Source organism: Gemmiger sp. An120 (assembly GCF_002160955.1).
Taxonomy (GTDB): Bacteria; Bacillota; Clostridia; order Oscillospirales; family Ruminococcaceae; genus Gemmiger_A; species Gemmiger_A avium.
This window is the reverse complement of sequence record NZ_NFLN01000003.1, coordinates 1-20,803: the sequence shown is the minus strand read 5'-3', so window position 1 is coordinate 20,803 and position 20,803 is coordinate 1. Positions and strand designations below refer to the sequence as shown.

The following is a 20,803-nucleotide window of genomic DNA, read 5'->3' as shown; positions in this document are numbered from 1 at the left end:
CTGAGGATACCACAGCCGCCCCGATCCTGCAAGGGGCGGGCAAGGTGAAACGGAGGAGAATACGATGGAATATACAGCCCTTTCCAATGGTGTGAAGATGCCGGTGCTGGGATATGGCGTGTACCAGGTGAGCCCGGCGGAGTGTGAGCGCTGTGTGCGGGACGCGCTGACGGCGGGCTACCGGTCCCTGGATACTGCGCAAAGCTATTTCAATGAAGAGCAGGTGGGCGCCGCCATGGCGAATTCCGGCGTCCCCCGGCAGGAGATCTTCCTTACCACCAAGGTATGGGTGGAGCATTACGGCTATGAGGCGGCCCGGGCCTCGGTGCTGGAATCGATGCGCCGTCTGCGTACCGATTATCTGGATCTGGTGCTGCTGCATCAGCCGTTTTCCGATTATTACGGTGCCTGGCGGGCCTTGGAGGACCTGTATCAGGAGGGCAAGCTGCGGGCAATCGGCGTGTCCAACTTTTACCCCGACCGTCTGGTGGACCTGGCCTCTTTTGCCCGTATCCGTCCGATGGTGAACCAGGTGGAGATCCACCCTTACCATCAGCAGACCGAAGCGCTGGGCTGGATGAAGAAATACGGGGTGCAGCCGGAAGCCTGGGCCCCCTTTGGCGAGGGGCGCGGCGGGCTGTTCACCGACCCGGTACTGACCGGCATCGGTAAGCGGTACGGCAAATCGGCAGCTCAGGTCATGCTTCGGTGGCATCTGCAGCGCGGGGTGGTGGTGATCCCCAAGTCCACCCATATCGAGCGGATGCAGGAAAACCTGAACGTGTTTGACTTTTCCCTGACCGGGGAGGAGCTGGCAGCGATCGGGGCACTGGATAAAAAACAGAGCGCGTTTTTCTCCCATCAGGACCCAAATATGGTAGAATGGTTTGTAAAGATGGTGGAGGCGCGCAGCACCCGCCGGGGTACCGGCACCGAGACCTGACAGACAGGAGGTAGATTGTATGCGTAAGAATTTCGGCGCAAAGCCCTGGACCTATCCGCAGCCGGTGTTCATTCTGGCCAGCTATGGCGAGGACGGCACCCCCGACGCGATGAACGCGGCCTGGGGCGGCATCAGCGACGATGAGCAGCTGTCCCTGTGCATCAGCGCGGGGCACAAGACCACCGCCAATATCCTGGCGCGTGGGGCGTTTACCGTCAGCATGGCCACGGCGGATCAGCTGGTTCCCTGCGATTATGTGGGCATTGTGTCCGGCAACACCGTGGCGGACAAGCTGGCCAAAGCAGGCTGGCACACCACCCGCTCGGAGTTTGTGGACGCGCCCCTGATTGACGAACTGCCCATGGCGGTGGAGTGCCGTCTGGTCAGCTACGATCCGGAAAGCTGCCGCCTGGTGGGGCTGATCGTCAACGTGAGCGCGGACGAATCGGTGCTGGGTGAGGACGGCAAGATCGACCCGGACAAGCTGCAGCCCATCATCTTTGATCCGGTGCACAATACCTACCGCCGGCTGGGTGCGGTGGCAGGCAATGCCTTCCGTGACGGGGCAAAGCTGAAATAAGAAAAGCCCCTTTTCTGGCAGCGGAAAAGGGGCTTTTGCGTACAGGAAATTGGACTTTTGACGCGGCAGCTGGTACAATAAGAAAAAGCGCCGGGCGCATCGCCCCGGTGCCGGTCATGCGGAAAGCGGGGAACCTTATGGAACTGAAACAAATCTGGACCTCGGGCAATACCGAAATCGGCTCGCATTATGCGGCGAAGGTACTGGGGGGATCGCTGGGGCTGGCGGTGCTGGCGGCGGCGCTGGTGGCCGGCTGCACAACGCTGCTGTACCGGCTGGGGCTGATGAATGAATGGGTTACATTGGTGCTCTGCCTGGCTGTTACGGCCCTGATCGTAGTGGCGGCGTTCCGTCTGCGCCGGAGCGTTCAGCGGGACAGAACCATCTTCTACCTGACGGAGGATGACCGGCTGTTTGTGCTGGATGCGGCCAGCCAGTACCGCCATACCGGCGGCGTGCTGGGCATGGCGGAGGGCGCAATAAAAACCGAACAGTTCCTGAATGAGAACGCCTGCCGGCCGGTATTGCCCGCCGGCGCGGACGAGATCCTGGCGGTGGACAACCTGAAAGAAAATGCCGGGCACTACGCCATCCGGTGCCGGGTGCGCTGCCCGAACGGGGCCACGGCGGACAAAACCTGGCTGCTGGTGAAAGGCATCCCGGATCAGGAGCTGCTGCTGCGGCAGCTGGAACGGCGCCTGAGCGGGGCCCGTTCTCTGGAACCTGCCCGCAGCCGGAATCCACTGGGTATCGGCATCAGCACGGCGGCACTGGTATGCTGCGTCGCTTTGTGTGTGCTGAGCCATCCGTCGGTTGGCCTGTTGGCGGCAACCCTGTATTTTCCCGGCCTGGGGGCCGCCTTTGCCGCGTTCTGCTGCCTGACCTGGTTTTTGGTACGGCAGCAAAGGGGAGAGTAACGCAAGAACAAAGGAGAATGACCCATGCCCTATACCCGGGAGGAGCTGACCGAAGCCCGGCGCCAGATCGCGTCGACCCTGCACAAGCTGCGGGAGGTGATCAAAACGTTGGAAGAAAAGGAAAACCCGGCCCGCTACCGCTCCCAGATTACCCTGGCAAAGCGGCGCATCGAAGCCTTTACCATCGCCAATGCGCTGATTGAGCGGGAACTGAGCGCCCTGGACGAGTAAACAAAGCCGCCCGGCCCTCCGTGCAGGAGAGCCGGGCGGCTTTTGCAGCAAAATCAGTCTGCCCGGTAGCGGCGCAGGCTGTAGCGGCCCCGGGGCTCGGTGGCCTTGCCGTATTGAATGGCGGTTTGCGGGCACTCGTTCAGGCAGCGCAGACACTGGTAGCACTGTGCGGCCCAAACCGGCTTCCCATTGGTCAGGGTGATGGTATGGGCAGGGCAGTTCTGAGCGCACAGGCCGCAGCCGTTGCAGGCATCGGTGGCATAGAAACTTTTGGTGCTGCGGGCAAACCGGTTGAAGCCGAAGTTGGCAAGACCGGATTTCAGCCCCGCCAGGGCCCCCTCATGTACCCGGCTTGCCGGCTTGTTTTCCCGCAGCTCCGCGGCAATGGCTGCCAGTTCGGTCTCCGCTGCGTCCAGCTTGGCGCATACGGTGGCTTCGTCTTCCAGTTCCGAGCCGATCACGTAGTTGTTGGGCATCACCAGGCTGTAGCAGCTGTCCAGCGGAAATACCGCCGCCAGCTTTTTTAGGGCATGGCCCGCCTCCGAACCGCAGGTGCCCACCGCAAAGGTAAACGCCCCGGCCTTGTCCAGCTGCCGGGCAAAGTCCAGTACCGGTTCCGGCGCACCCCAGGCATAGATGGGAAACACCAGCCCGATGCGTGCTTCTCCCTGGCAGGTGGGAACTGCGTCCAGCCCGATGATATCCCGGGCCTCGTCGCCGGTAAGGACGGCCAGTTTGCGGGCCGCCCAGCGGGAGTTGCCGGTGCCGGAAAAATAATAGATCATAGCGTTACTCCTTTCCGCTGCGGGCCTGCTCCACAACCTTCTGGTAGGGCCCCACAATGGCTTCGGTCATCTTGCCCTTGGCCTGCTTCTGGATGGAGGGCACCGCCATCAGCGCCCCCACCAGACGCATCTGCCAGATGCGCTTTTTCTGCTTCTGGGGGAAGTCGTAGATGCCGTGGGATTTGTAGAACTTGTGGTCGGCCTTCATCAGCCCCTGCATGACGTAGATCAGATCCCGGAAGATCTTCATGCCGCCCACCCCGTAAAAGTTGGCCGGGCGGGTCAGATGGTTTTCCATGGCAAAGGCCAGATTCTGCGCCAGAGAGCGGATCTCCGCCGTGGTGTCCCCCTCGTCGGTGGCCACCCCCGCCAGATAGTTGCCGCCCACCTCGGCACGGCCCTCTACAATCATCCGCAAATTGGGCTCAAACTGATAATCGCCCCGGATCAGGTAGGCGATGGGGGTGCCGTGGGTCACGGTGCGGTGCCCGTTGCAGAACTGCCGGTCGTCAAAGCATTTGAAGCTGGACTGGGTGTAGTGGTCCGCAATCGCAAAGGCGTACACAAAGCCGTCGGCGGTCTGGATTTGAGTACGCAGAAATTCATCAAACCCGTCTTTGTAAACGCATTTTCCGGTAACGGCGCAGCCAAAGCAGCCCAGACATCCGCCGTCAAAGGGGAATTCCCGCAGGTTCACCACCCGGCTTTCGTAGGGCAGCGCCGCCCGGAAATCCGCGATCATCCCGGCCAGCCCCTCATCGTCCGGGGCACAGTTGGTCACAATGACCACATCCTTGCCCTGCCGCCTGGGTTCAGCGGGCAGGCAGGGCCGGTAGACCGGCCGCTGCGCCACCGGCGGCTGTACCGGCGGCACCACAAAGGGCCCATGCTGGCAGGAAAAGATCAGCTGGTCAAAAAAGTTTCTGGCTTCCTGCCGCCCTTTCTCGCACAGCAGATCCTCCATATCGGCGGACAGGCCGCGGATCACCTTCATGCCCAGATCGCAGCAGTTTTCCTCGATGTACCGATGGGCGGTCACGTCGTAAAAATGTTTGGAGGTGGTGATCTGGCTGGCGAACTTGCCGCGCAGGTCCACCCCGTCCGCCTTGATCAGTTCGATCAGCCGGTGCATCTGGTACGGGGCGATAAAAGTGTACACCGGATAGCAGAACAGAATCAGTTCCGCCTGTTCCAGCTCCGTGCGTACCGGGGCAAAATCCTTTTCATAGGCCCGGATACGCTGCCCCACCGGCAGCACGATGAACTGATGCTCCGGGTGCAGCGCCTGCAGGTACAGCGCGGTGTGTACCGTGGCAGAATTCTTGCCCTTGGGGCTTGCATTCAATACCAGAATTTTCATACTTCCTCCTCCAGTTCCGCCAGCAGCTTGCCGTACCACTCCTGTTCAAACCGGGCAGCGGCAATGCCGTACTCGATGGTGTATCCCTGAAACCGGAAAACCGCCGGCCAGTCCTGCCCGGGCGGCAGTTCGCCCGCCTGTATCTGCCGGAACCGCTCCCGGATCGTCTCCAGCACCGCCTGCATCTCTTTCATCTGGCGGATGTAATCCCGGATGGCGGCGGCGCGCTGGGTGGGGTCGGCCAGCCCCAGAAAAAACAGCCGGGCCAGTTCCATATTCTTGACCTTATCCGCCTGCATAGGCTGTGCCACCCAGCCGGAAAACGCCGCCCGGCCCTCTTCCGTAATGGAAAAGGTCTTTTTCCGCCGTTTGCCCTCCCGGGTCTCCGCGGCGGTCACAAAGCCTTCCCGTTCCAGCTTGGCCAGCGCCGTCTGCACGCTGCCCGCGCTGTGGGAGCAGATCAGCGCCAGATTCTGCCGGATGAACCGCTGCAGCTCGTACCCGGTCATGGGCGCCAGCATCAGCAGCCCCAGAATAAGATACTCCATATCGGCCTCCTGATATATCGAATAGAGATAGTATACCGCGCGGCTGTACCGTCCGTCAACCGCAAATCCTTGACAAACTGGCCCTGGGCGGGTATTATAATACGATTTGGCAGCGAATGCCAGATGGTCGGGCCGGGGCAGAAAGGAGAGGTCTATCCATGTATCGGTATGTTGAAGACAAACGCTTCGTAAGCAAAATGCGGCAATTCTGTGGCAGCATCATGCAGGAACTCTGCCATACCCTGAAACGGGACTGGAATATCGGAACGGTGTTTTTTCTGGTAGGCAGCGGCGCGCGCAACCTGATTTTGCAAAACGAAAATTGCCCCATTGACCTGGATTACAACCTGGAGTTTGTCCGGCTGGATCCCTCCCTGTCCGAACGGGAGGTGAAAGAGGCGGTTCGCTGCGCGTTCAATAAGGTGCTGCGGCGGCGTGGATTGCCGGACTGTCAGGATTCCACCGCTGCACTGACCACGGCCACCATGAGCCTTTATCGCGGAAATCCTGCCCTGTTTTCCATGGATGTCTGCATTGTCCGGCGAGAGCCGGACGGCACGCTCTCACGGCTGATCCATCAAAAAAACGGTTCGGTTCAGCTTGACCGGTACATTTGGAACACGGCGTGTAACTCAGACGGGCTCCGGGAAAAGGTGCAGCTGATTCGGCAATCCGGCAAATGGGGCGAAGTCCGTCAGGCATATCTTTCTTTGAAGAATCAGTATTTGCGCCGAAACGATTTGTATCACCCTTCGTTCATCTGCTATATCGAGGCGGTAAATCAGGTGTATTGCACCATGACAAACAAAACAGAATACGTTACATGGGCAGGAAGTCTGACAAGAAAATGAATTTGTCCGCCTTTTTGAAACAACAAACGGGAGACACACCGCGGTGTGTCTCCCGTTTTTCCTTGCGATTCAGCCGGACAGCGCTTCCAGAAAATCCGCCACGGCGCCGTCCATACAGCCGGACAGCACCAGCGCGCACTGACTGCGCACCTCCCGGGGCGCTTCGGACACGCAGGCCGACAGGCCCGCGCAGCGCATCAGATCCAGATCGTTGTAAAAATCCCCGATAAAGGCCACCCGGTCCAGCGGTATCCCGTTTGCCCGGCAGAGCCGTTCCAGTGCCTCCCGTTTGCCGGCGTTGGCGTTCATCAGCTCCACAAAATCCGGCGCGGTGCGCTCGATGCGGATCCCGGGCAGTGCCAGCGCTTCCACACGCCGGGCAATGGCGGCGGTCTGTTCCGGCGGGGCCATCAGGATCAGCCGGTACAGCGGCCGCTCCACCTGTTCCAGAGAAAGGGCAGGGGATAGTCCACGCCGCCGTCCACGATCCGCAGCATGGATACTCCCACCGACAGGGTGCGCACGTCGTTGTTGGTGGTCATGACGAAAGGCCAGAAGTAGTCGCTCCAGGTGGTGACCAGGGTCAGCAGGCACAGGGTCAGCAGGGTGGGGCGGGCCAGGGGCAGCATGATCCGGGTGATGATCTTCCACTGGCCGGCCTTGTCCAGCCGGGCTGCCTCCAGCAGTTCGTCCGGCACCTGGCGGAAGGTCTGCCGCAGCATGAAGATGGCAAAGGCGCTGGTGCCGTGGGGGATGATCAGGCTGATGTAGCTGTTGATCAGGCCGGCCTGGCTGAACAGCAGGAATACCGGCAGGAAAATCAGCTGCGCCGGGATCATCATGGTGGCCAGCACCGCGCCGAACAGCAGCTTCTCGCCCCGGAACCGCATCCGGGCAAAGGCGTAGGCGGCGGGAATCACGGTCACGCACTGGCACAGCAGGGTGCCCGCCGTGACGATCAGGCTGTTCTTGAGCATGTTCCGGAAGGGAATGGCCTCAAATGCCCGGGTAAAGTTGTCCCAGGCCGGGTTGGACACCCAGAAGGCGGGGGGCGTCTGGTAGCACTGCCCCATGGTTTTTACAGCGGTCAGCAGCATCCAGTACACCGGCACAAAGAACACCAGCAGCATCAGGATACTCACTGCGCTGCGGGCGGTGCGGCAAACGGTACGTTTCATGGCAATGCCTCCTCTCACCGGTAGTGGACCCGCTTGCCCAGCGCGCCGAAGTAGACCAGGGTGCAGGCGCCGATGATCACCATCAGCACCACCCCCTCGGCGGAGGCGTAGCCCAGCTTGTAGAACTTGAACCCGTACTGGTACAGGCTGTATACCAGGGTGGAGGTGGCGTTGGCGGGGCCGCCGGCGGTCATGATGTTCACCGTTTCAAACATCTTGAAACAGGCGATCAGGTTCATCAGGGTCAGAAAGAACAGCGAGGGCGAGATCATCGGCAGGGTGATTTTGAAGAAGGTCTTGGCGGGGCCGGCTTTGTCCAGCCGGGCGGCCTCGTACAGATAGCCGGGCACCCCCTGCATGGCCGACAGGATAATCAGGGTGTTGTAGCCCACGCATTTCCACACGCTTACCAGAATCAGCGAGTACATGGCCACCGCCGAATCCTGCAGCCAGCGGATCCCGGGCAGCCCCACCAGACCCAGCAGCCAGTTGAGCAGGCCGTAGTCCGCGTCCATCAGCCAGACCCAGATAAAGGCCACCGAAACCAGCGGCATTACGTAGGGCAGAAAGATCGCGCTTTGCAGCAGCCGGTTAATCCGGGTGTCTTTTTTCAGAAAACAGGCGGCGGCCAGGGCTAGTCCCATGCCGAATACCAGCGTCCATACGGTGTACTGGAAGGTATTGCCCAGCACCTGGAAAAACTCCGGATCGTGGAACATGGTCACAAAGTTCTGCAGCCCCACAAATTCCTTGGGCTTGATCATGTTCCAGTCAAAAAAGCTCAGATAGACCATGTACCCGATGGGGTACAGCACAAAGACAAACAGCAGCGCCAGCGCGGGGGCGATGAGCAGATAGGGCAGCAGGGCGGCGCCGCGCCGGCGGCGTACCGCAGTGCGGGCGGGCAGTACGGCCTGCACCCGGGACGCTGCCGGGAAGAAGATGCGTTTCAGTACCTGTTCCATGGATTACGCTCCTTTTTCGGTAAGGCGGCATTCGTTGCCGTCGAAGAAATGCAGCCGGTCCGGATCCACACAGAGGGTAACCTGGCCGTACGCTTCCGGGCGGCCGCTGAAATCCTTGACCTGCACCATGCCGAAATCGGTCTGCACCTTGTACAGAATCTGGTCACCCAGGTTTTCCCGGGTCACCACCTGACCGGCCAGCCGCAGCCCGCTGCCCGCGGTGGGGCGGCTTTCCACCCGGCAGGCCTCCGGGCGGAACCCCGCGTGCATGGCAATCAGCGGGGTGTTCATCCCGGCCTGACGCAGGGCCCGGATCGGCAGAATGTTCATGGGCGGGGTGCCGATGAACCGGGCCGAGAACACGTTGGCCGGTTCCCGGTACAGCGCGTCGGGGGTGTCGTGCTGGCGGATCTGCCCGTTTTCCAGCAGTACGATGTCGGTGCCCATGCTCATGGCCTCCACCTGGTCGTGGGTCACATACACAAAGGTGGCGCCCAGCTTGCGGTGCAGCTCGATCAGGTCGGTGCGGATCTGGGCCCGCAGCTTGGAATCCAGGTTGGACAGCGGTTCGTCCATCAGAAATACCGAGGGCTTTTTCACAATGGCCCGGGCCAATGCCACCCGCTGCCGCTGCCCGCCCGAAAGCTTGGCCGGCATCCGGTCCAGGTAGTCCTCCAGACCCACCATCTGCACCGCCTCTTCAATCCGGCGGTTCCGTTCCGCCTTGTCGATCTTCATATTGATCAGGCCGAATTCAATGTTGCCCCGCACCGTCATGGTGGGATAGAGGGCGTAGTTCTGGAACACCATGGCGATCTGCCGGTCGCCCGGGTCTACACCCTTCATGGAAACGCCGTCGATCCGGATCTCACCGGCGGTCTCCTTTTCCAGCCCGGCGATCATCCGCAGAATGGTGGATTTGCCGCAGCCGGAAGGCCCCAGCAGCACCGTGAAGCTGCCCTGCCGGATGGACAGGTTCAGATCCTCGATTACCGGCGCGTTCTTGTCGTAGGCTTTTGTGATATGTTCCAGTACGATCTTGTCCATGATCGGTCCCTCCCTGAACATTCCCTTGTGATTCTGCCCGTATTATACCGCCGTTTGGAGCAATGCTCCATCAAACAAATGTAAAATGAATGATAATTTCATATGCGTTTTCTCCACCGGAATTTTACTGGACAACCGGCCTGCAGCCTTTTACAATAAGGAGAGAAATGCAATTGGGGGCGCTTTACAAATGGACCTTCCGGCAAACTGTATCGTGCAGCTGCAAAGCCTGCTGCCCTCCCTGCAAGGGGTGGAGCGCAAGGCGGCTGCGTATATTCTGGAGCATCCTGCCGACGCGATGGCGATGCCGGTAGCCCGGCTGGCCAGACAGGCGGGCGTGTCGGAAAGCAGCGTGATCCGGCTGTGCCAGCGGCTGGGATTTACCGGCTATTCCGCTTTCAAGCTGGCGCTGGCGGCCAGCCTTTCAGCGGCAGGGCTGGATCATACCCTGGATGACCTGACCATCGACGAAGGGGAAATGACCCCCGCCCGGGTGATGACCCGGGTATTTGAGCAGACGCGCCAGGCCCTGGAGCAGACCATGCTGATCCTTTCGCCGGAGCAGTTTACCCGGGCGGCGGAACTGCTGCAGAACGCCGCCTCGGTGACCTTTTTCGGCATTGGCACCTCGGCCCCGATTGCCCAGGACGCCTGCTACCGGTTCAGCCGTCTGCCGATGCTGGTAAACTGCGCGGTGGATCCCTATATGATGGTGCTGCTGGCCTCCCGGATGGGGCCGGGGGATGTGGCGGTGGCCATCTCCCACACCGGCCAGTCCCGGGAGACCCTGCGGGCAGCAGAACAGGCCCGGCAGCAGGGGGCGCAGGTGATCTGCATTACCAGCTATCTGGACTCTCCCATCACACGGCTGGCCCAGGTGCAGCTGGTTACTTCGGCGGCGGAGAGCAGCGCCATTCACGAGGCCATCACCTCCCGGATCGCCCACATCTCGGTACTGGACAGCCTGTACACCACGCTGGTGCTGCGGGCCCCCTCGGAGTATCCCGACCGGCTGCACCAGATCAACGATCTGATGCGCCAGGCACGCCGCCCGTAAATTGGCGTACAAGACGCACAAAGCTCCCGCCCGGTTTCCCGGACGGGAGCTTTGTGCATACAATAAGGGGACAGAAAATGGCTGAAAATCAGGTCTGGTGTGTCTCGCGCCACAGCCTGTCGGCAACGGGGGCCCAGGCTTCGGCGTAGGGGCGGCAGCGGCCGCACAGACTGTCCACACATTCCGGAGACTGCAGATCGGTGGAACGGGCGCCGGTGCGCTTGACCATCGCCTGCAATTTTTCCGGATTTTCCAGCATGGGGCAGGGCCGCAGCATGTTGCCGTTGAAAGGCTGGCCGTCGTGATAGGCCATGAACAGCGGACTCTTCAGCGCGTCCAGCAGGGAGCAGTTGTGGATGTTCACGTTGGAGTAGTGGATGAACACGCAGGGCTCCACGTCACCAGCAGCGTTGATGTGCAGATAGCTGCGCCCGCCGGCGATGCAGCCGCCCACATACTCGGCGTCGTTCTGAAAGTCCATGGTGAAAAGCGGTTTGGTCTGCCGGAAACCGCGGATGCGTTCGTACACCGCCCGGCGCTGCTCCGGGGCAGACAGCAGTCCAGCCACAGCCCCGCTGCCCACCGGCATGTAATGGAAAAACCAGGCGAACAGCGCACCCGTTTCAATCAGCATGTCAAAGAATTTCTCGCTGGTTACATCCTGCCAGTTGGCGCTGGTATAGCAGGTGGAAACGCCGAAAGGCAGCTTGTGCGCGTGCAGCAGCCGCATGGCGGCCAGTGCCTTGTCAAAACTTCCCGCGCCCCGGCGGCTGTCGTTGGCGGCGGCAAATCCCTCCAGGCTGATGGCCGGCACAAAGTTCTTCACCCGCAGCATCTCCTGGCAGAATTCCTCGTCGATCAGGGTGCCGTTGGTAAAGGCCAGAAACTCACAGTCGGCATGGGTCTCACACAGCTGGATCAGATCCGCCTTGCGCGCCAGCGGCTCGCCGCCGGTATAGATGTACATGTATACACCCAGCGCCTTGCCTTGCTGAATGATGCGGTCAATGGTGTCCGTTTCCAGGTTCAGGCTGTGGCCGTACTCTGCCGCCCAGCAGCCGGTACAGCGCAGGTTGCAGGCGGAGGTGGGATCCAGCAGAATGGCCCAGGGTACGTTGCAGTTCTCCTGATGGCGCACCGCCTGCTGGCGGGTGCCGCCGATCAGCGAAGCGTTGATGATGAAGTTTTCCAAAAAGGTTTCCCGTACCCCTTTGTCCAGCTGAAATACCCGCAAAAGCAGCTGGTACCAGTTGCTTTCCGGATGCTCCAGAACCTGGCGGAAGGCTTTCCGCTGGGCCTGGTACAGGTTGCCTGCGTCAAACTTGTCCGCCCAGTCCAGCAGCTTGGAAAAATTCTTTTCCGGATCGCGCTCGATAAACGCCAGCGCCTGCCGGGCGGCAAAGGTCTGAATGGATTCGATCATGGATTTGTCTTCCAATGGGGTTCCCTCCTGTCTGTGCAGATCCGCAAGGAAAGATCCCTCCCATCCCGGCTCAGTACAGCCCGGCCAGGATCTCCACGCAGCGGTCGATACCCAGGCTGCCGCTGTTCAGGGTGATGTCGTAGTTCTGGGCATGGCCCCACTTCATGTCGGTGTAGAACCGGTGGTACGCGGCACGGCGTTTGTCCTTATCCCGCAGCCGCTGCTCCGGCGATTCGGCCCGCTCGCCGTACTCCTGCACGATCCGCTTGGCCCGGAACGGCAGATCCGCGTGGATGAACACCCGCAGACAGTCCGCCTTGTCCCGCAGAATGTAGTCGGCGCAGCGGCCTGCGATCACACAGGGGCCTTTCTCCGCCAGATCGGTGATGATCTTGAACTGGATTTCCCACAGATAATCCGCGTTGCTGGGGGCGCCTGCCGTGTGGGCAAAGGCCGATGCCAGAAATCCGCCGGGCGCGTCCTCGCCGGCAGCCTTGATGTATTCGGGATTGAAGCCGCTTTCCGCGGCAATCTTCTGGATCAGCTCGTTGTCATAGCAGGGGATCCCCGGCTTTTCGGCCAGCTTTTTGCCGATCGTGCGTCCGCCGCTGCCGAATTCACGGCTGATGGTGATAATGCGTTGTTTCATGGATAGCTGCTCCTTTCGGTGTGAATTATTCAGAAACCTGTTTCAGCTGCTTTCTCTCGTAGATCAGCAGCCCCAGCGAAAGCAGAAATGCCAGACCATCCGCCACGGGGCCGGTTCACAGCACGCCCACCACACCCAGGAACATGGGCAGGATCAGGGCGGCGGGAATAAAGAAGATAATCTGCCGGGCCAGGGACAGAATGGCGGACTTCACCGGCTTGCCCACTGCCTGCAGATAGACGGCCACCACCGTCTGGAAACCGGTCAACGGGCAGAGCAGCAGAAAAATCCGGAACGCCTTGACCGCGAATTCATTGTACAGCCCTTCTTCGGAACCAAACAGCGACACAACGCTCATGGGGGCAAACTGGAAGATCAGGAAAGCTGCAATCGCCACAATCTCGGAGGCCAGCAGCGCAATATCCAGCGCGATTTTCACCCGCTTGTAGTCCCGGGCGCCGTAGTTGTAGCCGATGATGGGCTGGGCGCCTACCGCAATGCCTACCAGAATGGAGATCAGGATCTGGTTAACCTTCATCACAATGCCGGTGGCGGTCAGCGGGATTTCCGCCCCGTACACCGAAGCCGCCCCGTATACCGCCAGCAGGTTGTTGGTCAGGGCCATGACGATGGTGATGGCAAACTGGGTGATAAAGCTGCTGATGCCGAAGGCCGCCACATTCAGGCAGGTGCGGCGGCGCAGCCGGAAGGCGGACAGGTTCAGCCGCAGGGTCTTGAACCGGGGCATATACACCACCGATACCACAAAGGAGGCCACCTGGCCCATTACCGTGGCGATGGCCGCGCCCCGCACGCCCATATGGAAAACAAAGATAAAGATGGGGTCAAACACCGTGTTGATGATGGCGCCCAGCACCATGGAAAACATGGCGTATTTGGGGCCTCCGTCCGCCCGGATGATGGAGTTCAGCGCCGCCGGGATCATCATAAAGGGAAGCCCCATGCCGATCACAGTACCGTACTCCAGCGCAAAGGGGCGCAGGGTATCGGTGGCCCCGAACAGGGTCAGGATCGGATCAATAAAAAGCAGGAATACGGCCGTCAGCAGAATACTCACGATGGTAACCAGCGCGATGGCGTTGCCCACGCCCTTGCGGGCGCTCTCCACATCGCCCTCGCCCAGTTTCAGGCTCAGATAGGCGGCGCCGCCGTCGCCGATCATCAGCGACAGGCTCAGCGCTACGATGGTGATGGGGAACACCACGTTGGTGGCCCCGTTGCCCAGATAACCCACGCCCCAGCCGATGAAGATCTGGTCCACGATGTTGTACAGCGAGTTCACCAGCAGCGAGATCACGCAGGGAATGGCAAATTTGGCAATAAGCCGGCCCACCAGCTCGGTGGAAAAGGGACTTTTGGTTTGGGATGCGGTTGCTTCCATGTACTTCACTCTCTCCTCATTCGATTAAGTAACTAGTTACCTATTACGGCAAAAAAAGCAGGCAGCGGGTTCGCGGCTGTGCCGCGGTACACTGCCTGGGGAACACATCTTCCCGCAAGGGCCTTTATTCCGGATCGGCGTTCTGCAGCAGTCGGTCCACCAGCTGCTGCAGGGTCTGCTGCTCCGCGTTCGTAAGATTCCGACAGAACTCATCCAGCACCTCTGCGTCCTGTGCCAGGATCAGTTTATGGATGCCCGCGGACTTTTCGGTGCAGGTGATGGCTTTATACCGCCGGTCCCGGCTGCTGGGTACGCAGCGCACAAACCCCTTGCTCTCCAGCCGCTGCAGCAGCTTGGTCATGGCAGGATGGGTCACATGCTCGATCCGTTCCAGATCGTTCTGGTGAATCTCTTCCTCCCCGGCTGCTTCCAGGCGGCTCACCGAACCCAGCACCCGCAGCTGCACGCTGGTCAGCCCCATATCGGCCGCCTTTTCGTCCATCCGCTTGCGGAAGGCCCGGTTCAGAATGGCAATTTTAAGCCCAAACGGCATTGTACCCGGCATTATGTTTTCCTCACTTGTCTGCATAATAAGTAACCAATTACTTGTTATACCTTGCCGCCATTTTTTGTCAAGCGGCAGGTCAGTCCAGCTCAAAAGCGCCGGTGTACAGCTGGTAGTAGCGGCCTTTCTGCGCCAGCAGCTGCTCGTGATTGCCGCGCTCGATGATTTTGCCGTGCTCCAGCACCAGGATCGCCTGACTGTTGCGCACGGTGGACAGCCGGTGCGCAATCACAAAAACCGTGCGGCCCTCCATCAGGATGTCCATTCCTTTTTTAATCAATTTTTCGGTATAGGTGTCGATGGAGGAGGTGGCTTCGTCCAGAATCAGCACCGGGCAGTCGGATACCATGGCCCGGGCGATGGCCAGCAGCTGCCGCTGCCCCTGTGACAGGTTGGCCCCGTCGCTGTGCAGCATGGTCTGGTACCCTTCGGGCAGATGAGCGATAAAAAAGTCCGCGTTGGCCAGCCGGGCGGCCCGGATGCACTCCTCGTTGGTGGCCTCCGGCCGGCCGTACCGGATGTTCTCCATCACTGTGCCGGTAAACAGATGGGTGTCTTGCAGCACAACCCCCAGGCTGCGGCGCAGATCGTCCTTACGAATTTCCCGGATATCCAGTCCGTCGTAGGTGATGCGTCCGGCCTGGATGTCATAAAACCGGTTGATCAGGTTGGTGATGGTGGTCTTGCCGGCGCCGGTGGAGCCCACAAAGGTAATCTTCTGCCCGGGTTTGGCGTACAGGCTGATATGGTTCAGGATAACCTTTTCGGGCGTGTAGCCGAATACCACATCCTCAAAGCGAATATCGCCCCGCAGCGGTACACAGCTGCCGTCCGGCTTTTTCCGGACCCATTTGCCCTGTTCGTCCCGGTCCAGCGTGATATCACCGCCTTGGTCTTCCGGCGCGGCATCCAGCAGCTCAAAAATCCGCTCGGCGCCCGCCAGCGCCATCACGATGGCGTTGAACTGCTGGGACACCTGCTGAACCGGACCGTTGATCTGCCGGGAATAGGCCAGAAAAGAAACCAGAACGCCAGCCGCTGCCGCCACGCCGCCGCCGCTGGCGGCACAGTAAGCGGAGAGCAGCCCGGCATCGCCGGTGAACAGGATCAGCAGCACCCCAGCCAGCGCCACCACAATATATTGCAGATAGCTCAGATTGCCGTTGACCGGCCCCATGATAAAGGCATAGGAGTTGGTCGCCCGGCCCACCCGGTTCAGTTCGTCGTTCAGCGCCCGGAACTGCTCTTCGGCCTTTTTTTCGTGGCAGAAAGTTTTGATGACCTTCTGGCCCTCGGTCATCTCCTCCACAAAACCGTTCAGCCGGCCGATGGCCGTCTGCTGCTCCAGAAAATAGCGGGAGGAACGCCCGCCGTTGCGCTTCACAAAGGTCAGGATCAGCGCCAGCGCAGCAAACACCACCAGAGAAAGGGAGGCGCTGTATCAGAGCATGAACGCGATTGCGATCACCATGGTAATGCAGGAGGACAGAATCTGCGGAATGGTCTGGGACAGCAGCTGCCGCATGGTGTCCACATCGTTGGTGTACAGGCTCATCCGGTCCCCGTGGGTGTTGGCGTCGAAAAAGCGCAGAGGCAGACGCTGCATCCGTTCAAACATTTCATCCCGCAGGGTGCGCAGGGGTCCCTGGGCAATGTACATCATGATCCGGTTGTAGGCAAAGGTGGCCAGGGCGCCAACCAGGTACACCACCCCCATGAACAGGATGTTTTGATAAATGAAGCCCATATCGGCGTTGGCGCCGTTTCGCATCAGTTCCGAGGCAATGGGGGCCAGCCGGGAGGTGCTTACGATATTGGCCGATGCGGCCAGAATCACAAACAGGCCCACAAACACCGCCGCCGCCCGGTACCGGAAAAAGGTGTAGGCCAGCAGCCGCAGCAAGGTGCGTGCCGGATCCTTGGCCCGTCTTCCGCTATGACGTTGCATTCAGCCTTCCTCCTTTCCGCTCACCTGGGATTCATACAGGTTCCGGTAGATCTCGCTGGTGCGCAGCAGCTCCTCGTGGCTGCCCACATCGGTGATCCGGCCTTTGTCCAGCAGAATGATCCGGTCGGCGTCCTGCACCGAGGCCACCCGCTGGGCAATAATGATCTTGGTGGTGTCCGGGGCATATTTCCGCAATGCCTGCCGGATCTGGGCGTCGGTGCGGGTATCCACCGCGAAGGTGGAATCGTCAAAAATCAGCACCTTGGGCTGCCGCAGCAGCGCCCGGGCAATGCACAGCCGCTGTTTCTGGCCGCCGGATACATTCACGCCGCCCTGCCCCAGATCGTAGTCAAAACCGCCGGGCAGCCCATCGATGAATTCTTCCGCGCAGGCCTGCCGGGCCGCAAACCGAAGCTGTTCCATGGTGGCGTTCTCATTGCCCCACCGCAGGTTTTCCGCAATGGAACCGGAAAACAACTCGTTTTTCTGCAGCACCATGGCCACGCTGCCGCGCAGCACATCCAGGTCGTAGTCCTGAACGTTCACCCCGCCTACCCGTACGCTGCCGCCGGAAACGTCGTACAGCCGGGGAATCAGGGACACCAGGGAAGACTTGCCGGATCCCGTGGCGCCGATAATGCCGATCATTTCACCGGAATCGATGTGCAGGTCAATATCCCGCAGCACCGGTTCAGATGACCGGGCGGAGTACGCAAAACTCACATGGCAGAAATCCACCGAGCCATCCCGCACACAGGTTACCGGATCGGCGGGCGCGGTGATGGTGGGCTGTTCGGCCAGCACTTCGCAGATCCGCTCCATGCTGCCCTTGGACATGGAAATAAAGTTGATGCACATGGCAACCGACAACACCCCGGTCAGGATCTGCATGGAGTAGATCACCAGGGTCTGCAGATCGGCGGCGGTAACATTGCCGGGCAGATTGCCCACCGCCATGTTGGAACCCACCAGCAAAATCAGGATATTGCTTACAAACATGGCAAAGGTGGCGCAGGGGGTCAGAAAGGTCAGGATTTTTTCCGCCTTGACCGAATAGCGGTATACCTCGCCCGTGGCCTGGTGCATCTTGTCAATTTCCCGGGCCTCCCGCACAAAGGATTTGACAACCCGGATCGCTGTCAGATTTTCCTGTACCACCAGGTTCAGGTCGTCGTATTTGCGGAACATGGTGCGGAAAGGCGCCGCCACCTTGACCATGGCAATGGCCACAACAATGCCCAGCACCACAGCCACACCCACAAAGATCAGGCTGATGCTGCCGTCGATCCAGGCGGTCATCAGGATGGAAACCAGCAGCATGGGGGCCCGCACAATCATCCGCAGGCACATCTGGTAGGCGTTCTGCACGTTGGTCACATCGGTGGTGATGCGGGTGATCAGGCTGGCGGTGGAGAACCGGTCGATGTTGGCAAAAGAAAACGACTGAATCTTGCTGTAGAGGTCCTCCCGCAGCTGGCCTTGGCGGCCAGTTTGCCGCCCGCCACGCCGAACACCAGCGCCAGCATGGCGCACACCAGCAGCGCAGCCATCAGGATAGCCAGCCGCCCGCCGTTTACGGTATAGGCGGGATCCCCGGCCGGCAGTTCCAGCTCACCGATCACAAAGGTCATAAGAAAGGGAATCACGATGTCCATGGCGACTTCCCATACCATCAGGATCGGGCAGAGCAGGGAGGAGTCCGGTACTCCCGCACACTTTTCAGCAGGGTGCGGATCATGTTTCCTCACCTCCGCGGGATGAATCGCGGCAGGCCTGCATGTTTTCCAGAACCCGCTGCAGCAGCCGGTTCAGTTCTGCTTGCTCGTTTTCGTCCAGCCCGGCCAGCAGTACCTCTTCGGTCTGGGCGGCCAGCTGCATCAGAGCCTGATCCATGGCCAGCCCCGCCTCGGTCAGATAGATCCGGCTGCGCCGCGCATCCTTGTCGTCTGCCTGCCTGGCCAGCAGACCCTTTTTCTCCAGCCGCATTAAAATGACCGCTATGGTGGACTGAGACAGCCCCAGCTGTCCCATCAGTTCCCCGGCGGTAAGCGGTTCTTCCCGGTGGCGCAGCATGTAGCGGATTACTTCCGACTGGCTGGATGTCAGCCCCATGCCCTGCATGGCCTGGTTGCGGAACCAGGATACCCCGTTGCCCAGCTGCACCAGCAGCCGTCCGGTCCGGTATTTAGGGGGATTCATACGCCCCATCCCTCCTTACAAAAAAAATAAATCGCAAGCGATTCATCGCTTGCGATTTGTTTTAACACCGTCCCCGGATTTGTCAAGCACAGCCGGCATCCGTACCGCCTTTGCCGGATCAGCCGTTCCAGATCCGGGCTGTGTAGGTATTCCGCCCGGTCAGCACCGCCAGTACCACCAGAAGAAGCAGACACACCGGCCAGAGCGGCAAAAACGCATCGTTCTGCACCGAACTGCGCCACAGCTGGGCAAACGCCGGCGCAGGCAGCGCAAAAACAACCAGCTGGATCCCTGTCAGGATCCGGTAGGCCAGGATCCGCCCCGGCGTAGCGCGGTATACAAGGCGGGCCACAGCGCCCAGTACCAGCAGAATACCACCGTACAGGATGGCCGCTGCGGCAAGCGCCTGTACCAGCAGCCCGGCCAGACCGCTGAACCCGGACCCCAGCAGGTTCAGCAGAATGGCGTACCCCTCTACATCGCCCACCTCTCCGGAACTGTTCGGAAAAAGCCCGGCCGCCGTGTCCAGCAAAGCCTCTCCCATGGAAAACAGAAAGAGCCCGGCAATCAGCACCAGCGCCGCCGGAATCCCCACCAAAAGCAGATTGCGGTTGACAGGTTTCATGCAAAACAACTCCTCTCACACAGCAGCTGTACAAGCCGCTTTACCTGCTTTTATCATACAAATTTTTTTGCGAAAATGCCAGCCCTGGTAAACAGAAAAAGGATGCCGCTTGCACGCTGTGGATCAGCTGCCTGTCCGCCCGGCAGAAAAATCCCAGTCCGGGCTGGAAACAGGTCATGCAGCGCTGTCCGCTGCTGCGCTATAATCTGTGAAAAATGCCCAAAAATCAGCTGTTTCTTTTTTCACGAATTTCCTGTAGCGCGGGCTACAGGACGCGTCGAGAAGCGCCGGCAATCCCTCTATACTCGTTTACAAGAGCAAGCCGGATTGCGCAAAAAACCTTTGCGCACGATGGGATAAGGAGGCTATTGTATGGGCGCAGAAACCACAACACTATTCATCAACGGAATGGAACGAACCTTCTCCATGGGGAACCATTTCGGCCAGGTGCCCTGCAGCGAAACGCTGCTGGAAACCCTGCGGGACCGGCTGGGTCTGACCGCGGCCAAGAAGTCCTGCGACGAGGGCGCCTGCGGCTGCTGCACCGTCATCAAGGATGGGGAGGCCGTGCCCTCCTGCATGCTGCTCACCGCTGACTGCGACGGTGCGCACATCACCACCCTGGAGGGGCTGGCCGATCCGGAGACAGGAGAGCTGAGCGCTGTTCAGCAGGCGTTCCTGGATTACAACGCGTTCCAATGCGGCTTCTGCACGCCGGGTATCATCATGACCACCCAGGCGCTGCTGAACAAGAACCCGCACCCCACCGAAGAGGAGGTACGGGACGCGCTGAGCGGCAACTACTGCCGGTGCATCAGCCATTACCACGTCTTTGAGGCGATCGCCTCGCTGGCGGGCCGGGGCGTGGATCTGGACGAAAAGTGGAGGGACAGACGATGAAACACTTTGGCAACGAAAACTACAAGCCGGAAAACTACCGGTATGTTGGCAAGGTAAACGTTCCCCGGAAGGACGCCAAGGAGATCGTCACCGTCAAATGTACCTTCCTGGATGACTTCACCCTGCCCCGTATGCTGATCGGCCGCGCTCTGCGCAGCCCGCACGCCCACGCCCGGATCGTACATATCGACGTGGAAAAGGCCCGCAAGCTGGAGGGCGTGGCGGCCGTCCTCACCTACAAGGACGTGGACCAGAGCTGGAAGATGGGCTGGCCTCCCATGAAGCCCATCCTGGGGCAGGACCTGCTCTATGTGGGCGACCCGGTGGCCCTGATCGCCGCCGAGACCCGGGAGATCGCCGACGCGGCCGCCGAGCTCATCGAGGTGGAGTACGAGGTGCTTCCCGCGGTGCTGGACGGCATGGAGGCCGCCAAGGACGGCGTGCCCCAGCTGTATCCCGGCCAGTTCAAGAACAACATCGTCACCCCCGGCTACCCGCCGTTCCAGAAGGACGGCCCGTTCTGGCACCTGATCAAGGGCGACGTGGACAAGGGCTTTGAAGAGTGCGCCTACATTGCGGAGGACACCGTGGAATTCTCCAAGATGGCCGCCCCCGCCGCCCCCGAAGCCC

23 protein-coding genes and 1 pseudogene are annotated in these 20,803 nt (G+C 60.4%); 8 read left to right on the top strand and 16 right to left on the bottom strand.

What is annotated here, in order from left to right; genetic code table 11:
* The first annotated feature begins 64 nt into the window (after positions 1-64).
* The 4 genes from B5E65_RS03490 to B5E65_RS03475 all read left to right on the top strand — a co-directional run bounded on the left by B5E65_RS03490 (position 65) and on the right by B5E65_RS03475 (position 2,671).
* Positions 65-943: an aldo/keto reductase gene (locus B5E65_RS03490; protein ID WP_087170394.1), complete on the top strand. Its 879-nt coding sequence runs from the start codon at positions 65-67 to the stop codon at positions 941-943.
* Between the two features lie 19 nt (positions 944-962).
* Positions 963-1,523: a flavin reductase family protein gene (locus tag B5E65_RS03485; protein WP_087170393.1), complete on the top strand. Its 561-nt coding sequence runs from the start codon at positions 963-965 to the stop codon at positions 1,521-1,523.
* A gap of 137 nt (positions 1,524-1,660) precedes the next feature.
* Positions 1,661-2,440, top strand: a complete 780-nt coding sequence (locus B5E65_RS03480; RefSeq protein WP_087170392.1) for a hypothetical protein — start codon at positions 1,661-1,663, stop codon at positions 2,438-2,440.
* Between the two features lie 24 nt (positions 2,441-2,464).
* Positions 2,465-2,671: a hypothetical protein gene (locus B5E65_RS03475; RefSeq protein ID WP_087170391.1), complete on the top strand. Its 207-nt coding sequence runs from the start codon at positions 2,465-2,467 to the stop codon at positions 2,669-2,671.
* 53 nt (positions 2,672-2,724) lie between these two features.
* Here B5E65_RS03475 and B5E65_RS03470 read toward each other — a convergent pair whose 3' ends face one another.
* The 3 genes from B5E65_RS03470 to B5E65_RS03460 are packed head-to-tail and all read right to left on the bottom strand — an operon-like array spanning position 2,725 to position 5,364.
* Entirely contained in the window at positions 2,725-3,456 is a 732-nt protein-coding gene (locus B5E65_RS03470) for an EFR1 family ferrodoxin (RefSeq protein ID WP_087170390.1), read from the bottom strand.
* A 4-nt stretch (positions 3,457-3,460) separates the two neighbouring features.
* Positions 3,461-4,816 (bottom strand): NAD(P)H-dependent oxidoreductase, encoded by a 1,356-nt coding sequence (locus B5E65_RS03465; RefSeq protein ID WP_087170389.1) that lies wholly within the window; start codon positions 4,814-4,816, stop codon positions 3,461-3,463.
* Complete coding sequence (locus B5E65_RS03460; RefSeq protein ID WP_087170388.1) at positions 4,813-5,364, bottom strand: PadR family transcriptional regulator; 552 nt, start codon at positions 5,362-5,364, stop codon at positions 4,813-4,815. Before B5E65_RS03460 ends, B5E65_RS03465 begins: the two co-directional genes overlap by 4 nt.
* 158 nt (positions 5,365-5,522) lie before the next feature.
* On the opposite strand from B5E65_RS03460, the gene B5E65_RS03455 reads away from it, so the two are divergent.
* Positions 5,523-6,215 carry a hypothetical protein gene (locus B5E65_RS03455; protein ID WP_087170387.1) on the top strand — a complete coding sequence of 231 codons (693 nt, stop codon included), beginning with the start codon at positions 5,523-5,525 and terminating at the stop codon, positions 6,213-6,215.
* A gap of 69 nt (positions 6,216-6,284) precedes the next feature.
* Here the strand turns inward: B5E65_RS03455 and B5E65_RS03450 are convergent, their stop codons facing one another.
* The 4 genes from B5E65_RS03450 to B5E65_RS03435 are packed head-to-tail and all read right to left on the bottom strand — an operon-like array spanning position 6,285 to position 9,405.
* Complete coding sequence (locus tag B5E65_RS03450) at positions 6,285-6,656, bottom strand: HAD family hydrolase (RefSeq protein ID WP_087170386.1); 372 nt, start codon at positions 6,654-6,656, stop codon at positions 6,285-6,287.
* Positions 6,632-7,393 carry a carbohydrate ABC transporter permease gene (locus tag B5E65_RS03445; protein ID WP_087170385.1) on the bottom strand — a complete coding sequence of 254 codons (762 nt, stop codon included), beginning with the start codon at positions 7,391-7,393 and terminating at the stop codon, positions 6,632-6,634. Before B5E65_RS03445 ends, B5E65_RS03450 begins: the two co-directional genes overlap by 25 nt.
* Before the next feature lie 14 nt (positions 7,394-7,407).
* Entirely contained in the window at positions 7,408-8,358 is a 951-nt protein-coding gene (locus B5E65_RS03440) for a carbohydrate ABC transporter permease (protein ID WP_087170384.1), read from the bottom strand.
* Positions 8,359-8,361: 3 nt separating this feature from the next.
* Positions 8,362-9,405, bottom strand: a complete 1,044-nt coding sequence (locus tag B5E65_RS03435; protein WP_087170383.1) for an ABC transporter ATP-binding protein — start codon at positions 9,403-9,405, stop codon at positions 8,362-8,364.
* 190 nt (positions 9,406-9,595) lie between these two features.
* On the opposite strand from B5E65_RS03435, the gene B5E65_RS03430 reads away from it, so the two are divergent.
* Positions 9,596-10,462, top strand: coding sequence for a MurR/RpiR family transcriptional regulator (locus tag B5E65_RS03430; RefSeq protein ID WP_158098505.1), 867 nt, complete (start codon positions 9,596-9,598; stop codon positions 10,460-10,462).
* Positions 10,463-10,550: 88 nt separating this feature from the next.
* On the opposite strand, the gene B5E65_RS03425 is transcribed toward B5E65_RS03430, so the two are convergent.
* From B5E65_RS03425 to B5E65_RS03390, 9 genes and pseudogenes are all read right to left on the bottom strand, one after another.
* Positions 10,551-11,885 (bottom strand): radical SAM/SPASM domain-containing protein, encoded by a 1,335-nt coding sequence (locus B5E65_RS03425; RefSeq protein WP_087170613.1) that lies wholly within the window; start codon positions 11,883-11,885, stop codon positions 10,551-10,553.
* Positions 11,886-11,955: 70 nt separating this feature from the next.
* Positions 11,956-12,534, bottom strand: a complete 579-nt coding sequence (locus tag B5E65_RS03420) for a cytidylate kinase-like family protein (protein WP_087170381.1) — start codon at positions 12,532-12,534, stop codon at positions 11,956-11,958.
* A 115-nt stretch (positions 12,535-12,649) separates the two neighbouring features.
* A complete protein-coding gene (locus B5E65_RS03415) occupies positions 12,650-13,936 on the bottom strand; it encodes an MATE family efflux transporter (RefSeq protein WP_242957468.1) in 1,287 nt (428 codons plus the stop codon).
* Positions 13,937-14,060: 124 nt separating this feature from the next.
* Positions 14,061-14,501 (bottom strand): MarR family winged helix-turn-helix transcriptional regulator, encoded by a 441-nt coding sequence (locus B5E65_RS03410; RefSeq protein WP_087170380.1) that lies wholly within the window; start codon positions 14,499-14,501, stop codon positions 14,061-14,063.
* Positions 14,502-14,580: 79 nt separating this feature from the next.
* A pseudogene (locus B5E65_RS16845) lies at positions 14,581-16,449 on the bottom strand (ABC transporter ATP-binding protein).
* Positions 16,450-17,874: an ABC transporter ATP-binding protein gene (locus B5E65_RS03400; RefSeq protein ID WP_343286386.1), complete on the bottom strand. Its 1,425-nt coding sequence runs from the start codon at positions 17,872-17,874 to the stop codon at positions 16,450-16,452.
* Positions 17,847-18,104 carry a hypothetical protein gene (locus tag B5E65_RS16775; RefSeq protein WP_343286382.1) on the bottom strand — a complete coding sequence of 86 codons (258 nt, stop codon included), beginning with the start codon at positions 18,102-18,104 and terminating at the stop codon, positions 17,847-17,849. Before B5E65_RS16775 ends, B5E65_RS03400 begins: the two co-directional genes overlap by 28 nt.
* 79 nt (positions 18,105-18,183) lie before the next feature.
* Positions 18,184-18,648: a MarR family winged helix-turn-helix transcriptional regulator gene (locus B5E65_RS03395; RefSeq protein WP_158098504.1), complete on the bottom strand. Its 465-nt coding sequence runs from the start codon at positions 18,646-18,648 to the stop codon at positions 18,184-18,186.
* Between the two features lie 118 nt (positions 18,649-18,766).
* Entirely contained in the window at positions 18,767-19,273 is a 507-nt protein-coding gene (locus tag B5E65_RS03390; RefSeq protein ID WP_087170378.1) for a hypothetical protein, read from the bottom strand.
* A gap of 372 nt (positions 19,274-19,645) precedes the next feature.
* On the opposite strand from B5E65_RS03390, the gene B5E65_RS03385 reads away from it, so the two are divergent.
* Both B5E65_RS03385 and B5E65_RS03380 read left to right on the top strand, forming a co-directional pair.
* Positions 19,646-20,173 (top strand): (2Fe-2S)-binding protein, encoded by a 528-nt coding sequence (locus B5E65_RS03385; RefSeq protein WP_087170377.1) that lies wholly within the window; start codon positions 19,646-19,648, stop codon positions 20,171-20,173.
* A partial coding sequence (locus B5E65_RS03380) for a xanthine dehydrogenase family protein molybdopterin-binding subunit (protein WP_481810350.1) occupies positions 20,170-20,803 on the top strand: 634 nt, incomplete at its 3' end. The genes B5E65_RS03385 and B5E65_RS03380, both read left to right, overlap by 4 nt.

What these genes read in the sequence shown, in the direction of transcription:
- B5E65_RS03485 (WP_087170393.1), top strand. Translation starts at nt 963, where the DNA reads ATGCGTAAGAATTTCGGCGCAAAGCCCTGGACCTATCCGCAGCCGGTG.
- B5E65_RS03390 (WP_087170378.1), bottom strand. Translation starts at nt 19,273, where the DNA reads ATGAAACCTGTCAACCGCAATCTGCTTTTGGTGGGGATTCCGGCGGCG.
- B5E65_RS03465 (WP_087170389.1), bottom strand. Translation starts at nt 4,816, where the DNA reads ATGAAAATTCTGGTATTGAATGCAAGCCCCAAGGGCAAGAATTCTGCC.
- B5E65_RS03440 (WP_087170384.1), bottom strand. Translation starts at nt 8,358, where the DNA reads ATGGAACAGGTACTGAAACGCATCTTCTTCCCGGCAGCGTCCCGGGTG.
- B5E65_RS03435 (WP_087170383.1), bottom strand. Translation starts at nt 9,405, where the DNA reads ATGGACAAGATCGTACTGGAACATATCACAAAAGCCTACGACAAGAAC.
- B5E65_RS03395 (WP_158098504.1), bottom strand. Translation starts at nt 18,648, where the DNA reads ATGAATCCCCCTAAATACCGGACCGGACGGCTGCTGGTGCAGCTGGGC.
- B5E65_RS03415 (WP_242957468.1), bottom strand. Translation starts at nt 13,936, where the DNA reads ATGGAAGCAACCGCATCCCAAACCAAAAGTCCCTTTTCCACCGAGCTG.
- B5E65_RS03385 (WP_087170377.1), top strand. Translation starts at nt 19,646, where the DNA reads ATGGGCGCAGAAACCACAACACTATTCATCAACGGAATGGAACGAACC.
- B5E65_RS03460 (WP_087170388.1), bottom strand. Translation starts at nt 5,364, where the DNA reads ATGGAGTATCTTATTCTGGGGCTGCTGATGCTGGCGCCCATGACCGGG.
- B5E65_RS03455 (WP_087170387.1), top strand. Translation starts at nt 5,523, where the DNA reads ATGTATCGGTATGTTGAAGACAAACGCTTCGTAAGCAAAATGCGGCAA.
- B5E65_RS03425 (WP_087170613.1), bottom strand. Translation starts at nt 11,885, where the DNA reads ATGATCGAATCCATTCAGACCTTTGCCGCCCGGCAGGCGCTGGCGTTT.
- B5E65_RS03430 (WP_158098505.1), top strand. Translation starts at nt 9,596, where the DNA reads ATGGACCTTCCGGCAAACTGTATCGTGCAGCTGCAAAGCCTGCTGCCC.
- B5E65_RS03410 (WP_087170380.1), bottom strand. Translation starts at nt 14,501, where the DNA reads ATGCCGGGTACAATGCCGTTTGGGCTTAAAATTGCCATTCTGAACCGG.
- B5E65_RS03445 (WP_087170385.1), bottom strand. Translation starts at nt 7,393, where the DNA reads ATGAAACGTACCGTTTGCCGCACCGCCCGCAGCGCAGTGAGTATCCTG.
- B5E65_RS03480 (WP_087170392.1), top strand. Translation starts at nt 1,661, where the DNA reads ATGGAACTGAAACAAATCTGGACCTCGGGCAATACCGAAATCGGCTCG.
- B5E65_RS03490 (WP_087170394.1), top strand. Translation starts at nt 65, where the DNA reads ATGGAATATACAGCCCTTTCCAATGGTGTGAAGATGCCGGTGCTGGGA.
- B5E65_RS03420 (WP_087170381.1), bottom strand. Translation starts at nt 12,534, where the DNA reads ATGAAACAACGCATTATCACCATCAGCCGTGAATTCGGCAGCGGCGGA.
- B5E65_RS03470 (WP_087170390.1), bottom strand. Translation starts at nt 3,456, where the DNA reads ATGATCTATTATTTTTCCGGCACCGGCAACTCCCGCTGGGCGGCCCGC.
- B5E65_RS16775 (WP_343286382.1), bottom strand. Translation starts at nt 18,104, where the DNA reads ATGGACATCGTGATTCCCTTTCTTATGACCTTTGTGATCGGTGAGCTG.
- B5E65_RS03475 (WP_087170391.1), top strand. Translation starts at nt 2,465, where the DNA reads ATGCCCTATACCCGGGAGGAGCTGACCGAAGCCCGGCGCCAGATCGCG.